The sequence below is a fragment of the Kushneria sp. AK178 genome, from assembly GCF_053903105.1.
Window position 1 is genome coordinate 1029878 of sequence record NZ_CP096381.1, and the last position, 15272, is coordinate 1045149.

The 15272-nt window shown below is 62.7% G+C and carries 15 protein-coding genes; 9 read left to right on the top strand and 6 right to left on the bottom strand.

The window, feature by feature from the left end; all coding sequences use genetic code 11:
• Positions 1-13: 13 nt before the first annotated feature.
• Entirely contained in the window at positions 14-1168 is a 1155-nt protein-coding gene (locus tag M1D97_RS04630) for a beta-propeller fold lactonase family protein (RefSeq protein ID WP_456269572.1), read from the top strand.
• Between the two features lie 141 nt (positions 1169-1309).
• On the opposite strand, the gene M1D97_RS04635 is transcribed toward M1D97_RS04630, so the two are convergent.
• The 3 genes from M1D97_RS04635 to M1D97_RS04645 all read right to left on the bottom strand — a co-directional run bounded on the left by M1D97_RS04635 (position 1310) and on the right by M1D97_RS04645 (position 2897).
• Complete coding sequence (locus tag M1D97_RS04635) at positions 1310-1690, bottom strand: hypothetical protein (protein ID WP_456269573.1); 381 nt, start codon at positions 1688-1690, stop codon at positions 1310-1312.
• A gap of 235 nt (positions 1691-1925) precedes the next feature.
• Positions 1926-2228, bottom strand: a complete 303-nt coding sequence (locus M1D97_RS04640) for a hypothetical protein (RefSeq protein ID WP_456269574.1) — start codon at positions 2226-2228, stop codon at positions 1926-1928.
• A 348-nt stretch (positions 2229-2576) separates the two neighbouring features.
• Positions 2577-2897 (bottom strand): hypothetical protein, encoded by a 321-nt coding sequence (locus tag M1D97_RS04645; protein ID WP_456269575.1) that lies wholly within the window; start codon positions 2895-2897, stop codon positions 2577-2579.
• 276 nt (positions 2898-3173) lie between these two features.
• On the opposite strand from M1D97_RS04645, the gene M1D97_RS04650 reads away from it, so the two are divergent.
• The 6 genes from M1D97_RS04650 (at position 3174) to speB (ending at position 8057) form a co-directional block, all read left to right on the top strand.
• Positions 3174-3548: a winged helix-turn-helix domain-containing protein gene (locus M1D97_RS04650; protein WP_456269576.1), complete on the top strand. Its 375-nt coding sequence runs from the start codon at positions 3174-3176 to the stop codon at positions 3546-3548.
• A gap of 162 nt (positions 3549-3710) precedes the next feature.
• The gene (gene modA / locus M1D97_RS04655; RefSeq protein WP_456269577.1) at positions 3711-4493 is read left to right on the top strand and encodes a molybdate ABC transporter substrate-binding protein; all 783 of its coding nucleotides are present in this window, start codon (positions 3711-3713) and stop codon (positions 4491-4493) included.
• Between the two features lie 36 nt (positions 4494-4529).
• Positions 4530-5234, top strand: a complete 705-nt coding sequence (modB, locus tag M1D97_RS04660; RefSeq protein WP_456269578.1) for a molybdate ABC transporter permease subunit — start codon at positions 4530-4532, stop codon at positions 5232-5234.
• Positions 5235-5258: 24 nt separating this feature from the next.
• Positions 5259-6323 carry a molybdenum ABC transporter ATP-binding protein gene (gene modC / locus M1D97_RS04665; RefSeq protein WP_456269579.1) on the top strand — a complete coding sequence of 355 codons (1065 nt, stop codon included), beginning with the start codon at positions 5259-5261 and terminating at the stop codon, positions 6321-6323.
• A gap of 69 nt (positions 6324-6392) precedes the next feature.
• Positions 6393-7001, top strand: coding sequence for a DUF6151 family protein (locus M1D97_RS04670; protein ID WP_456269580.1), 609 nt, complete (start codon positions 6393-6395; stop codon positions 6999-7001).
• Positions 7002-7145: 144 nt separating this feature from the next.
• A complete protein-coding gene (gene speB / locus M1D97_RS04675; protein WP_456269581.1) occupies positions 7146-8057 on the top strand; it encodes an agmatinase in 912 nt (303 codons plus the stop codon).
• Here the strand turns inward: speB and M1D97_RS04680 are convergent.
• Complete coding sequence (locus M1D97_RS04680; RefSeq protein ID WP_456269582.1) at positions 8044-9618, bottom strand: diguanylate cyclase domain-containing protein; 1575 nt, start codon at positions 9616-9618, stop codon at positions 8044-8046. The two genes, speB and M1D97_RS04680, sit on opposite strands and share 14 nt — an antisense overlap.
• Positions 9619-9933: 315 nt before the next feature.
• On the opposite strand from M1D97_RS04680, the gene M1D97_RS04685 reads away from it, so the two are divergent.
• Positions 9934-11244 carry a purine-nucleoside phosphorylase gene (locus M1D97_RS04685; RefSeq protein ID WP_456269583.1) on the top strand — a complete coding sequence of 437 codons (1311 nt, stop codon included), beginning with the start codon at positions 9934-9936 and terminating at the stop codon, positions 11242-11244.
• A gap of 91 nt (positions 11245-11335) precedes the next feature.
• Here the strand turns inward: M1D97_RS04685 and M1D97_RS04690 are convergent, their stop codons facing one another.
• Positions 11336-13252 (bottom strand): alkaline phosphatase family protein, encoded by a 1917-nt coding sequence (locus M1D97_RS04690; RefSeq protein WP_456269584.1) that lies wholly within the window; start codon positions 13250-13252, stop codon positions 11336-11338.
• A 174-nt stretch (positions 13253-13426) separates the two neighbouring features.
• Here M1D97_RS04690 and M1D97_RS04695 point away from each other — a divergent pair, with 174 nt between their 5' ends.
• A complete protein-coding gene (locus M1D97_RS04695; protein ID WP_456269585.1) occupies positions 13427-14005 on the top strand; it encodes a histidine phosphatase family protein in 579 nt (192 codons plus the stop codon).
• A gap of 61 nt (positions 14006-14066) precedes the next feature.
• On the opposite strand, the gene cra is transcribed toward M1D97_RS04695, so the two are convergent.
• Entirely contained in the window at positions 14067-15068 is a 1002-nt protein-coding gene (gene cra, locus M1D97_RS04700) for a catabolite repressor/activator (RefSeq protein WP_456269586.1), read from the bottom strand.
• Positions 15069-15272: the final 204 nt, after the last annotated feature.

The window sequence follows — 15272 nt, forward strand, 5'->3', positions numbered from 1 at the left end:
AGGGGAGTACTTCATGTCAAAAACGGTCATGGCCGGGACGGTCACACGCTCGGCGCGCGTGTTGCAGGCAACGCTCATCGCACTCGGGCTCGCGAACCTGTCGACCCCCTGGGCGGTCGCCGGTGAGCAGCCGACCCAGCAGCAAACGGCACAGCAACAGCAGAGCGCCTCCGAGCAGATCGTGACTCAAAACGATATTGACATAGGCCTTTACGAGCTGGTGTTCAGTCCGTCGCAGCAGTCGATCTATGTCGCCGCCACCGGCGGCTTTGGCGAGGGGGCCAGCGACAACTACGGCGAAGGTGAGGGCGGCAACATCTATCGGCTGGACTCTCAGACGCTGGAAGTCGAAGAGACCATCGCACTGGATCAAAAGCCCTTCGGTCTGGCGCTGAACGAGAAAACGCAGACGCTCTTTGTCGGTCATACGCTGGACAAGAGCGTGAGTGCCATCAATCTGGACGATAATACGATCCAGCATCTGGCGCTGGCCACCGAGGCCGAAAAGGCGCAGGCGAAAGAGGATGATGTCTTTGGTCCCAATCCGCGTCAGCTCAGGGTGGATGAGCAGAGCAATACCCTTTACATGACCGGGGTGGGCGACAATAGCGTACTGTGGGTCATCGATGGTGACGACCTGACCCTGACCGACACCATCGAAGGCTTCGGCACCTGGGCGACCGGCCTGGCCGTGGATCACGACGGGCGCCGCCTCTATGTCTCCACCATGAAGGACAACGCCGTGCGCGTGGTCGACATGGACAGTCACGAGATCATCGCGCAGTGGCCCACCGGCGGCAAGGGCCCGCTGAACGTGGCGCTCGATCGGGAGCAGCAGCAACTCTATGTCACCAATGCCGACAGCGGTGATGTCACGGTGCTGGATACGCAAAACGGCAAGGTACTGGACACGCTGGCAAGCGGTGACGGCGCACTGGCGCTGATGCTGGAAGGGGATCGTCTATATGTCACCAATCGCAGGGCACAGACGGTGACCGTTTACGACCGTGAAAGCCACAAGCTGCTGGATACCATCAAGACGCCCCTGATGCCCAACAGTCTGATGGCGATCTCGGATACCTCCGGTATCTATGTCTCGCTCAAGCAGGCGCTTGACGACAACCACCAGACCGACAAGCCTGACAGTGTCATCCACATCAAGCCCTGAGATCGGCAGCGCGGTCTGAAGGAAGGGTCGAAAGGGGCCATATTACAACGGCCTCCCGCTCGGGAGGCCGTTTGACGGTCATGACGCACTGATTTATTGGGCCGGTCCGGCAGCGAATGGTGCGGGCAGCTTCAGGATGGATCAGTCGTCGCTGTCGCTACTGCCGCCGCTGTTCTCGCTGCCACCGCTATCGGTACTGGCGCCATCGTCGGTATCCGTGCCCGTATCGGGACGCGTATCGCTATCGGCATTGGCGTCGCTGCCGCCGTCCGTATCCGCCTCGAGATCGGTATCCCCTTCGGGATCCGTGACCTGCGAGGCGCCAAAGTCGTCGGTGTGCTGCTGGTTCTCGCCGCCATCGCTGTAGCCGTCGGGCTGCTTGCCCTGGCCGGGATTGATGGCGTTGGGAGACACGTTACCCTGCGTTTGACTCTGCTGCTGGACGTTATTATCCGTGTCCACGGCCAGTGCGGGCGTGACGACAAGCGCCAGAATAAAGGGCGCTATCCATGCTGCTTTCATGCGCTTTCTCCTGTGTGAGGCCTTGCATCGAGCGCAAGCTCCCGGTGCATGGACATCAGGTATCGATTTATATCGAACGCGGGGCTCATGGGTTCGATGGTCACACTATAGATCAGGGGGGCGGGAGTGCCTGAAAGCAGGGTTGCTTTCAGAATGAAGAAAGAAAAAGTGGACAGGAGTGAGACAGGGCGGACGACATGAGGGGCGCAGCACTCATGCTGCGCCCGTGAAATGCTCAGGTATCGTTAGCCGTATCGTCGGATAGATCCATGTCGCCGTGGCTTGAACCCACATCACTGTCGCGATTTGAATCCAGCTTCATGTTGTGGTTCGTGTCCCTGTCATCGTTCTGGCGCGTCATCTGACCGCCGCTGGCAGTATCGGAGCTCATGTCAGAGCCGGTGTCCTGCTGCATCTGGCGCTGTTGATTACCGTTCTGCATCTGACCGTTGTCGGTATCGGTATCCATGTCACTGGCCAGCGCAGGCGTTGCTGCCAGTGCCAGTGCAAAGGGGGCAAGCCATGTCGCCTTCATCATCCTTCTCCTTTCCCTGAGTTGATGCTCAACAGGCTTCCGGCCTGCTGATCAAAAGCCTGGTTGGCCTGATCCGGAAACACAAACATGCGATGCGACAGGATCGTTCGCATGAGTCGATATCAGCGCTCGGATGTTTGAAGGTGACAGGGGAAGATGTCTATCAGGGGCTTGAATCGCTGTTCGCTGCGACGTTCATGACAAGTACTGTCGACTGCAGCAATGAAGGGGGGATATCACGACGAAAAGAGCCGGGCAGAGCGGAAAGCCGAACAAAGAGGCAGGGCAGATAAAAAATGAACGGGGCGCAACACAATGGGTTGCGCCCCGTATTGATCATGGACCGGCCGATCAGGAGTCCGTGTCGGTATCCATGTCCATATCACCGTCGTCGGTATCCATGTCCATATCCATGTCACCGTTATCAGTGTCCATATCCATGTCACCGTTGTCGGTGTCCATGTCCATGTCACCGTTTTGACGGGTCATACCGTTGTTGTCGGCATCGGCATTGCCCATGCCGGAATCCATGCTGCCAGAGGTATTGCCCTGCTGCATCTGGCCGTCCTGCATCTGACCGTTATCGGTGTCGGTGTCAGTATCCATGTCGCTGGCCAGCGCGGGAGTGGCTGCCAGTGCCAGTACAAAGGGTGCAAGCCATGTCGCTTTCATTATATCTCTCCTTTCCTTGGGATGAGGCTCAACAGGCCCTCCGGCCTGCTGATGAAAAGCCTGGTTGGTCCGACCCGGGAACACAAATACAGGGGGCGAAGAATTTATTTACATGAATCAATATTGTTTTGCAGGTTCATGAAAAACAGGGAAAAATTATTCTTATAACAGGCTTAAATAGATGCCCGGTACTGTGTTCGGATCAAACGGCACGGTCTGCAGGGACCACGAGTGCGTGTTATAACGGCGACCTCATTTTGAAGAGGTAATGTCGTCATGGTCATCGACACGCCCGGCCCGGCAACGAAACTGCGCCTGGTGTTTGAAGGCGGCCTGGTGCTGGGGCCGGGCAAGATTGATCTGCTGGAAGCCATCCGCGATACCGGCTCCATTTCCGCCGCGGCCCGGCAGACCAACATCAGCTATCGCAAGACGCGACATCTGATCGATGCCCTCAACGCAGCCTTCAGCCAGCCGCTGGTGCGCTCCAGCAAGGGCGGTGCCTCCCATGGCGGCGCCCATCTGACGGCGCTGGGCCGGGAGCTGGTGGCGCGCTATCGCCGCGTCGAGCAGCAGACCCGCTGTGCGGTTACGGCCGAATTTGACGATTTTGACACCGGTGTCATCGATACGGGCAGTCGAGCCGAATAGACGTCTTGACGCATGCCTTGCACGGTGATTTTCATCAGGATTGAGCCCTGTTGTTCGATGTGCAAGTATAAGCATATCGGTGCATCACCCGTGCCGATTCCCATGGTTTTCGACATCCTGTGCCTTTCAAGGCCCAATGCCCTTCAAGGAAGAAGCTTCTCCATGATTCGATCCCTGGCCGCCCTGACGACCGCCACGCTGTTGCTGGCCTGCAGCGCTGCCGGCGCCGCCGAGCGCATCGATGTTCAGGCGGCCGCCTCCCTGACCGACGTCATGAATACCCTGATCGAGCAGTATGAACAGGACCATGACGTTGACATCGTGCCGGTCTATGCCGCCTCCTCGACGCTGGCGCGCCAGATCCGCCAGGGCGCGCCGGCGGATGTCTATCTTTCCGCCAACGAGAAATGGATGGACTGGCTGGAAGCGCAGGGCGAGTCGCTTCATGCGCACCGTGACCTGCTCAACAACCGCCTGGCGCTGATCACCTCGGAAGACAGCGACATCAAGGACTTCATGCCGGACAGCGAGCATCCGCTGGCGCCGTATCTCGAGGAGGGCGATCGTATTGCGGTGGGAGACCCGGCGCACGTGCCGGCCGGTATCTACGCGCAGCAGGCTTTTGAGAGGCTCGGGCAGTGGCAGGCCCTGTCGCCGCGTCTGGCCCGCGCCAGCGATGTGCGTGGCGCCCTGGCGCTGGTCGAGCGCGGCGAGACACCGCTGGGCGTGGTTTACGCCACCGATGCCATGGCGGGCGAGCACGTGCACCAGCTGGGCCTGTTCCCGGCCGACAGTCATGATCCCATCACCTATCCAGCGGCGCTGATCGGCAAGGAGCCGAGCCCGCAGGCACAGGCGTTTTTGCAGTGGCTTGAAAGTGACGAGGCTGCCGGCGCCTTCAGGCAGTACGGTTTTGAGGTCAACGGATCGGGTGAGGTGAATTGATCGACGCTCTGGACATGCCGTCACAGGAACATCGCTGTGCTGACCCCGCTTGAAATCGAGGCCCTGCGCATCAGCCTGCAGGTCGCCGGCACGGCGCTTTTGATCATTGTGGTGCCCGGTATCGCCATGGCCTGGCTGCTGGCCCGTCACGAGTTTGTCGGCAAGTCGCTGCTTGACGGCATCGTCCATCTGCCGCTGGTCCTGCCGCCGGTGGTGGTGGGCTATCTGCTGCTGGTGGTCATGGGGCGCCGCGGCGTCGTGGGTGGCTGGCTTCATGAGCATCTGGGGCTGTCGCTGCCCTTTACCTGGCAGGGCGCGGCACTGGCGGGCGGCGTCATGGCCTTTCCGCTGCTGGTGCGTGCCGTTCGGCTGTCGCTGGAGGCGGTGGACCCGCGTCTTGAAGCGGCCGCCCGAACGCTGGGCGCCTCACGGCGGCGGGTCTTTTTCACCATCACCCTGCCGCTGGCGGTGCCGGGTCTGGTGACCGGTGCGGTGCTGGCCTTTGCCCGGGCGCTGTCGGAGTTCGGCGCCACCATCACCTTCGCCGCCAACATTCCCGGCGAGACCCGTACCCTGCCGCTGGCGCTCTATTCACTGATCCAGACGCCCGGCATGGAAGACGCCGCGGCGCGGCTGTGCGTGATTTCGGTGGTGGTGGCGATGATCTCGCTGGTGGCCTCGGAGTGGCTGGCGCGCCGCACCCGCCGGCGCATGGCCGGCCGCGACAGGGGGGCGCCATGACACTGATACCGCGGAGCAGCTGCCATGCTTGAGCTGTGTCTCCAGCACCGTCAGGGCGATTTTGACGTCGATGTCGATATTACCGCGCCCGGACAGGGCGTGACGGCGCTGTTCGGCCACTCGGGCAGCGGCAAGACCACGCTGTTGCGCATGCTGGCGGGCCTTGATCGTCCCGACCGGGGGCACATCGTTCTCAACGACCGTACGTTCGTGGATACCGGGCAGAAGATATTCGTGCCGCCGCATCGGCGCCAACTGGGCGTGGTCTTTCAGGAGGCGCGTCTTTTCCCGCACTATCGGGTGCGCGGCAACCTGACCTATGCGCGGCGGATCACCCGCGGTGAAGCCTTTGATCGCGTGGTCGATCTGCTGGGCATCGAGGCACTGCTGGAACGCATGCCGGGCGCGCTCTCCGGCGGCGAGGCGCGGCGGGTGGCGATCGGTCGGGCACTGCTGGCCGAGCCGGACATGCTGTTGATGGATGAGCCGCTGACGGGGCTGGACGGCGCGCGCAAGCAGGAGCTGCTGGCCTATATCGTGCGCCTGACCCGCGAGATCGACCTGCCGATTCTCTTTGTCAGCCACGACCCGGAAGAGCTGATGGCCGTGGCCGAACAGCTCGTGGTGCTCGATCGCGGGCAGGTCATCGCCAGCGATTCGATGGGGACTCTGCTGGCGCAGGGCGACATGGCGCCGTGGCTGGGCGGGTTCGAGGCCAGCTCGCTGATTGAGGGGCAGGTGCTGGCGCATGACCGGTACTATCACGCGACGCGCGTACGCCTTGATGACGGGCAGATCATGACGCTGCCGCTACTGGATCAGGCTGAAGGCGCGCGTATGCGCCTGCGGGTGCGAAGACGCGATGTGGCGCTGTCACTCTCGCAGCAGCCCGACAGCAGTTTTCGCAACCAGCTGCGTACGCGTATCGAAGCCATTGAAGACGGTACGGCCGGGATGCTGGAAGTCACGCTCTCGCTTGCCGGACAGCCGTTGCTGTCACGTGTGACGCGTGAGGCCTTCGATGCGCTTGCACTGAGCCCGGGGCAGGAAGTGATCGCGCTGATTCGCAGTGCCGGTCTTGCGGGTTGAACGCTGTTACCGGTAGCGCCGGCGTGGGCGGCCTGTCCAGCGGTGGATTGTATTCCCGGAGCTGATGCCATGAACCATTCGATAAGCTGTGACTGTCATCGCCTGACCGGCGTGCTGCAACCGGTGGGAGGGATCAATCACTGTCTGTGCTACTGCGCCGATTGCCAGGCCTTTGCCCGCTTTCTGGGCCATGAAGCGCGCATTCTCGATGCGCAGGGTGGTACCCGCCTGATCCAGACCCTGCCTGCCGGCATTACCTTCACGCGCGGGATCGAGCACCTGGCCTGCATGCGCCTGACAGACAAGGGCATGCTGCGCTGGTACGCCAGCTGCTGTCAGACACCGATCGGCAATACGCTGGCCAGCCATCATTTCTCCTTTGTGGGTCTGGTGCACCGCTGTCTGGAGGACACCGGCGTCTCGCTCGAAAAGCGCTTTGGCCCGCTGCAGATGGTGACCCACGTCAAGGCGGCCGTCGGTGAACCAAAACCCGTGGCCACCGGCGTACTGACCGGGACATTGCGGGTGATGCGCCTCATGCTGGGCGCGCATCTCACCGGGCGCCACCGCCATACGCCGTTTTTCGATACGGCTTCCGGGGCCCCCGCGGTCACCGCCCGGGTACTCACGCCCGACGCCCTGGCCCGGTATAAAACACCCTCCAGCCAGGGCCGCTGACGTTGACCGGCAGCGTTGGGCATTTGTCGCGATTTCCACCGTGGTGGCTGAAGAGGTGGTTTGATTTATGCTGATGGACAGGGTGAGCGGGATAACGCTTTCGCTGCTACTGCCATTTGTCACTGCTGTGAACAGGGGAATGTCATGTCGGGTCTGCCGTATCAGGGAATCGCCACCTTCTTGAAGGCGCCGCAGGACAGCGCGCGGCCCTTTGCCTTTCTGGGCCTGCCCTACGACTGCTCGGTCACCTTTCGCCCGGGCGCACGCATGGCGCCCAATGCCCTGCGCCGGGCCAGCATGATGCTGACCGACGGCTGCCACCCCGAATTCGAGACCGACCCCTGCGCGCTGGTCAGCGATCTGGGCGATCTCGACATCATGCAGGTAGGCCAGCACGACGCGCTGCGCCGCATCGAGGCCGGTGTGAGTGCAGCGCTCGAGCAGGCACCGGCGCAGACGCTGTTGTGTGCCGGCGGCGATCACATGACCACGCTGGGCGTTTTGCGCGCCCAGCGTCGCCGGCAGGGGCAGCCGCTGTCGCTGATCCACTTTGACGCCCACTGTGACACCTGGGCCAGCCACTTTGGCGATGACATCGGCCATGGCACCTTCCTGCGCAACGCCATCGATGAGGGGCTGGTGGCCCCGGCGCGAACCCTGAGTCTGGGGCTTCGTTCACCGGTTGAACCCGCCACGCGGGACTGGCTGACCGAACAGGGCGGTGAGTGGCTCGGCTCGCGCGAGTTGATGCGACTCGAGGGGGAAGCGCTGGCGCAGAGGGTGCGTGAGCGCATGGGCGAGTCACCGATCTACATTACCTTCGACATCGATGTGCTGGACCCGGCCCACGCCCCGGGCACCGGCACGCCCGAGATCGGTGGCATCACCACCATGAAGGCGCTGGCGCTTTTGGAAGCGCTGCGCGATGTCAATCTGATCGGCATGGACGTGGTGGAAGTCTCGCCGCCCTACGACCCGCAGGATATCACCGCGCTGGCGGCGGCCACGCTGCTCTGGACGTTTATCGCCATGCGCGGCGACGTCAGCCGGGCGTGACGCACCCGACGGCGTTGCGGCTGCTTTTCTTGATCTGATAAAGGGCCTCGTCGGCCTGCTTGATCAGCGCCTCGCCCGACAGCGGCTGCTCGGGCGTCGAGATGGCCACGCCCGCGCTGATGGTGACGTACTGGTGAGTGGGCGAGGGTTCATGGGGAATGCACTGGGCTTCCATGGCGGTGCATACTCCGCGGGCGATATCCATGGCGCGCTCGAGATCGAAATCGGGCAGCGCGATCACGAACTCCTCACCGCCAACCCGGGCCACCAGATCGGAATCGCGCTGAAAAATGTCGCTGAGCGTCTCGGCGATGGTCTTCAGACACTGATCGCCCTCCGGATGGCCGTAAAAGTCGTTATAGAGCTTGAAGTGATCGACATCGATCATGATCAGCGCCACCGGCCGCTCGAGGCGATGCGTCAAGGAGAGGGTGCGCGGCAGTTGACGGTCCAGCAGGCGTCGGTTGCCCAGCCCTGTCAGGGCATCACGATGGGTCAGGGCCTTGAGATGGGCATTGCGCTCGTTGAGCTCCTGGATCAGCGTCTGGAACTCGCGTGCCATGATGCCCAGCTCGTCGCGGCGAGCCTGCAGCCAGGGCGGCGGCGCTTCCAGCTGTTCGCTCGATGATCGGCGCAGGGCGCTGGCGTAGCGGGAAAGTTCGGTAATCGGACGCAGCACCATGGTGCGAAACACCCACAGCATGAGCATCATGATGACCAGCAGCACGCCCAGAACCCCCATCATGGTCAGGGTAAAGCGCTCGATGCCGTCACGCAGACTGTCGCGTTCGAGTCGTGTGGTCATGACGACCTGATAGCCGGGTGTGGCGCTGTCGCGCGACAGCGTCAGGCGCAGGCTGTCGTCACTGATCGGATCAATCTCCACGGCGGCAGGACCGGCATCGGTGGCCGGGTTCCGACGAACGGCAGAGAGTGTCAGGGTCGAGGCCGTATTCATCGGGTCGGGCTGCCACTGGCCGGGCAGAAAGCGCACCAGCGTCAGCTTGCCCGATGGCAGCGCGCTGTTTTGATGGGCGATGGGCCAGGTGCTCAGCAGGGCAAATTCGGGACTGACGCCAATGCGGGGTACGGTATCGGTCACAAGCAGCTGCTTCTGGATCTGGCGTGTCTGCGCCAGCATCCACCGACACTCGCCTGTCGGCGTGGCGCAGGAGGTGAGGGCGCCGGTCACCGGATTGCGCCCGGCTACCCGGACGATGTCGTCATTGACGTCGGTGATCACCATCATGTCGGCGCCCTGATCGACAAACCCGGCCGGGGTGATGAGCGTGCGGGGAAAATCGGTCAGGCGGTCGGTCATGAAGTCCCGGGGAGTTACCCGGCTGGCCCACTGCCAGGCCATGTCGCCGAGCGTCCGGGCGTGTCGATCGATGCTGTTCTGCAGGGCGTGGGCGTGGACGTAAGCGGCCTGTCGCTCCTCATTGATGAGATTGGGGATTATCAGCTGATGCAGGATGAACATCAGAATGCCCATGACCAGCACCAGCATGGTCGAAAGCGTCACGATAACTCTGTCGCGCAACGAGGTCAGGTAGGGCATCGACAGTTCCGGCTGATGCGGTGAAACAACGCGTTAAAGAAAGAATCTGCGCCTGAAAACTCTCGGTTTTAACGGCGCCCTGTTCACAAACTTTATGGCATGCCCGGGCGCAGCCCCCTGACGCGATGGCCCGGCGCTGCCACGGCGTCGGGCAGGAAAAGTTAAAAAGGGTTAACCAGGTTTGATCAAGTCAGAAGCTCCTGTCGGCATGTGTCGGTCGACAGGGTGTGTCGCGTATCAGCCTCCAATGGCATATTGCCGGGCGTGTGGATATGAGATGATCACAACTGTCGCGATGAAACAGCAGGTTACATCATGAGTTATCCCCGTTTGCTGGCAGCTGTCCTGTTGACCCTGCCGCTGTCGTTGCCGGTGCTGGCCGATACCGACAGCGCCGAACACGAACCGGCAACCACTGATGTGGCGCCAGACGCCGAATCGAGGACTGAAGATCAGGCGAATGGCAGTGAGGGCGGTGCCGCCAATATGACTTCTCGTGAAGAGGGCAATGGCACCGAGACCGACAAGGCCGGCAAGACGCCGCGTCATGTCAGGGCCATGGTCATTACCACCTTCGGCCCCGAGCGCACGGTCTGGGCCGAGAAGCTTGCGCCAATGCAGGACATTACCGTGCCCGGCCTGCACGGCTCGTTCGGCAGCGTCAGCTGCAATGACGACGATGTCTGTCTGATGACCACCGGCAAGGGCTATGCCAATGCCGCGACCTCCGTTTCCACTCTGGCCTTCTCGCCGGAGTTCGATCTCTCCGAGAGCTGGTTTCTGATCTCCGGCGTGGCCAGCATCGACCCGCACCAGGGCACGCTGGGCTCGCCCACCTGGCCACGCTACCTGGTGGATTTCGGCATTCAGTGGGAGCTTGATGCCCGCGATATCCCCGAGGAGTGGACCACGGGCTATCTGAGCATCAATACCCATACCCCCACCCAGGACCCGCATCAGGAGTACGGTACCGAGTACTATCACCTCGATGATGCCCTCGTGGACCGCGCCGTGGCGCTCTCAAAGGGCGTCGAGCTGGCCGACAGCGACAGCGCCGCCGTCTATCGGGACCACTATGACTACGCGCCGGCCAGTAACGCGCCGAGCGTGGTGCAGTGTGACAGCGTCTCCAGCGATACCTGGTGGTACGGCGATCGGCTTGCCGACCGCGCCGCACAGCTGGGCAAGCAGATCGCCGGCGAGGATGCCAGCATCTGTACCGGCCAGCAGGAGGACAACGCCATCCTGACCGCCCTCAAGCGCGCCGACGAAGCCGGACGACTGCAGCGCGAGCGTACTGCCGTGGTGCGCGCCGGCGCCAGCTTCAACCGACCCTACGAAGGCCTGGCCGATGCCGATGGCCTGACCGGCTATGCCAGACAGGGTGGCTATACGCCGGCACTGACCAACATGGTGCGTGCCGGCTATCCGCTGATCGAATCGATCGTGACGGACTGGGCGCACTGGCAGGAAGGCGTGCCGGAGCAGATTGCCGACGACGCTCAAAACGGGGAGAGTGACACGCCGTCTTCTGATGGATCGCCCTCTGATGAGCCGGCGGCCTCATCAGGCGATGACGACGACAAGGCGGCAAGTGCCGATGAGAACGGGGACTCGGCAAGCTAGGGATGCCGTCGACACGTCATGGCGCCAGCAGCGCCCGGTTACTGCCGGGCGCTGTGCTGTCGGTCGGGCATGACGCCGCCGACCGGAGAGCTCAGTCGTCGCGCTCAAAGCGCACGTCATAACCGTCACCCCCCAGTTGCATGATCTCCCGGGGGCGCCCCTGGTCATCCAGGCGCAGCAGTCCGATACCGGCCTTGTTGACCAGCCGTTCCCCCGGAGAGCGGCTATCGGGCTGGCGGGGCTTGATCACCATGTGGCGGCGCTTGGTCAGCCAGTTGACGGGTGACCAGGGGGCAAACAGCCAGCGATTGATGCGATCGAAGATATCGAGCAGCCGGTCCGGAAACTCGTTGCGGATGCCGCTGCTGGTGATCTGCCATATGTGAGGGCTGCGATGCTCGCCGCGCAGCTCTACATCGTAGGCAAAGCTGTAGTGCACATCCCCTGACAGCACGATGAAATCCTGCGGGGTATGGCGATGGCGAAAGATGTTGAGCATGACATAGGCCGCGCCCCGATGGGCCATCCAGTTCTCGGCGTCCACCAGCAGGGGGCGGTTGAGCCAGACAAACACGTGCTGTACCGCCTCGATCAGCTTGACGCCAAAGACCGGCGCCGGTGAAACCATGATGACGGCGTCGTGTCCCATGAGTTCCTGCTGCAGTTCGGTCAGGGCCTCCCAGTCCATCAATCCCGACGGCTTGTGCAGGCCACGTTCGCTGCGCCAGCGACGCGTGCGGGTATCCAGCACCACCATGGCGGGCCGGGTCGGCAGCGTGTAGTGCCAGCGCTCGAAGCGCAGCAGGGCGTTGATCAGGGCGTTATGCTGCGTCTTGTCGGGACTCTGACAGTACGCCTGCAGTCGCGTCATCATGTCGCCGTCAAAACGCTCGGGAGCGTTGCCCCAGCCCTGACAGATCAGATAGCCGATCAGGGCGTTGCCCATGATGCGTCGCGAAAAGGGGTGCTCCAGGGCGGTGCGCTCCCACCGGGCGGTCAGGTTCCAGTCATCGGTGACGTCATGATCATCAAAGATCATCCAGGTCGGCAGATGGGCCAGCACGCGACGCACCGCCGGCAGCTCCTCGATAAAGTGATCCAGTGCGGCACGCTCTGTTTCAAAGCGTGCCGCCGTGCTGTCCTCAAGGGTCGGGCGTTCGATATCGATAAGCTGCCAGGGAATGGGTGACCAGACCAGCAGATACATGGCCAGTATTTCACCCAGACTGATCAGATGGTTGTCGGCTCCTGCCGCGGTAAGGATCGGTTTGTCCTTGCCGCGAAAGAAGTAGCGCTGCAGCAGGCGGTTGTCAGGGGTGGCCGGCAGCAGCTGATGGCGCCGGTACAGCCAGGGATCCTGTAAAAGGGCGTGACTGTCACTGATTGCCGCCGATTCAAACTGCTCGTGATAAAGGCCCAGCCGCGCCACGAGGGCATTGATGGCCAAAAGCATCGGCCCTGCAACGTCATCGGCATAGATCTGATCGCCGGTCATCATCAAAAGGGAGGGCCACTGCTCTGGAGTGGCGCGCTGTGCATGAAGCTCCCGGTCCAGTCGGGCAAGGCCGTCGGGCGCATCATGGTGGGGCCGACGACAGGAACCGTGAGCAATGGAGGCAAGCGTCATGGCATGACGCACGGTCAGGCGGTGTTCCCCCTCATGGCACAGCTGCGGCGCCCATTCTGCAATGCCGTGACGCTGTCCCTGGTGTTCGATGAGCAGGTCGTAACGCAGTATCTCGCCTTCATCGAACGCCGGACAGATGGCGACATCGATCATGTGTACCACAGCATGATCACCGAGGTGCAGGCGGCGGCACTGTGACGCATCAAGAGGCAGGTGCATCGAGCGCGCCGGGTCGCGCTCCAGAACCAGCGTCAGCGTCAGGGGCCGTGAGGCCATGAGCCACAGGGTCATGCGCTCGGGCAGCAAGCGGCGCAGCATGGGGCCTGCCAGCACGTCGGGCAGGGGCTGCAAAACACTCTTTTCCGGTGCGACTTCTGACATGATCACCACGCTGACATCAGGGGTTGAAGAGGACCAGAACACGATACCGGCAGGGTCGGCAATAACCGGTCACGACAGGACGCGATTTTGCGTGATTCTGAACGATAGTGGTGACACTCGGAGGCTGACGACTAGAATTGATCTCAATCAACTATTATCTGGAGCAGCGGGGGCATGAAGATCATCCTGATGCGGCATGGGGCGCCGCAGGTGCGTTTTGATGAAAGGATGGTCGCTGCGGATTTCAGGGACTGGGTGGCTCGCTATCAGCTGGCAGGCCTTGACGAGCTGACCCGGTGCGAGCGGGCGTTTTCCGTGGCACGCGAGTGTGCAGCAGTGGTCTGCAGCGATCTGCCGCGCTCGCTGGAGTCGGCGTTGCGGCTGGAGGCGGGCAACATTGTCTACAGCGACCCGCTGATGCGCGAAATCGATCTGCCGCACGGCAGCGGGCGCTGGCCGACCCCGCCTCTGCCGACCACCTTCTGGCTGGTGACCTTTCGCGCACTGTGGCTGCTGGGCTATCACGGCAACGCCGAAGGTCGCCGGGCGGTGTTCAGTCGCGCCGGTGCCGCGGCCAGCAAGCTGGTCGAGCTGGCCGGCGAGCACTGCTCGGTGCTGTTTGTCGGCCACGGCATGATCAACCATCTGCTGGCGCGCGAGCTGCTCTCTCGTGGCTGGCAGGGCCCCAGACGCCCCGGCCGCGCGCACTGGCAGTACGGGGTCTACGAATATCAGGGCCAGGCCATCGCCTGACCCGCCATTGCCGAAGGCCGGTGAACGGTTACCGGCGGCCGATGAGCTGCCTCCTGGCGCCTTAGTGGCGGCGAATCAGGGTGCGCTCGACATCGATGATGCCCGGGTGAAGCCGGCCCTCGATGGCGTCCAGCGCGCTGGACAGGGCCAGTGATGCGATGCGCTCGTGGTCCTGCTGCATCGAATTGACCTTCAGCGGCAGAAAGTCCAGCAGCCGGTCGTTGCCGAAGGTAGCCATTCGCAGATCCCGCTCGCACAGCGTCTCCAGCGAATAGTGCGACAGCAGCACGTCCAGCGCGCCTTCCAGCAGCGTATAGGAGGCCGTCACCAGGGCCCGCGGCATGTCATGATGCTCGAGATGTTGTTGCATCAGCGCCATGCCGGTCTCCCGATCATAGCGCTCGCCCGAATGAAGGTGTGCCCGCGGCCCCTGGTCTCCCGGGTGGTCTACCGCGGCCCGGAAGCCGTCGCGACGCTCAACGGTATTGGCCAGTTCCGGCAGGGCGTCGAGCCAGACGATCTCCTCGACATCAGGCGAGAGCACCGAGGCGGTCAGCGTCATGGCGGTGCGGCGGTTTTCGCTGATGATGCACGGCATCAGGGTATCGTCGAGTGCCCGGTCCACGGCCACCACCGGCATGCCGGTGCTGATCAGGCGTTGATAGCAGTCCTCTCCCGGCGGCAGGCTCGAGGCCACGATCAGGCCGTCGCAGCGCCGCGCCTGCAGGGCGCGGAGCAGCTCGCGCTCGGTGTCCGGATCATCATTGGAGCTGACCATCAGCAGCTGATACCCCGCCCGGCGCGCCCCCTGTTCCAGCAGCTTGGCCAGCCGCGCATAGCTGGTGTTTTCAAGGTCCGGCAGGACGAAGCCCAGCGTTCGGCTGACGCCGCGACGCAGCGCGGCGGCCTGAGCATCCACCCGGTAGCCGTGCTCCTCGATCACCGCCATGACGCGCTTGACCGTCGCCTCGCTGATGCGGTGCTGGCGCGATTTCCCATTGATGACATAGCTTGCCGTGGTCCGTGATACGCCCGCCAGGCGCGCAATCTCTGCCAGCGTCATGGTGTTGTTTCCCGATATGAAAGGCGTGTGGCTGTCGATACGACGTAGGTCCATACCGCTGGTGCTTGATTCATCGCTCGATCTCTTTCAGCATTACGGCAAGGAAAAGGTGACACGATTCAGCCATGCTGTCATGACCTGTTTCATGCCGTTCTGCGCCAGGCTGCACGAATCAATGTCATCGTCTGCGCAGATTTGCCACTC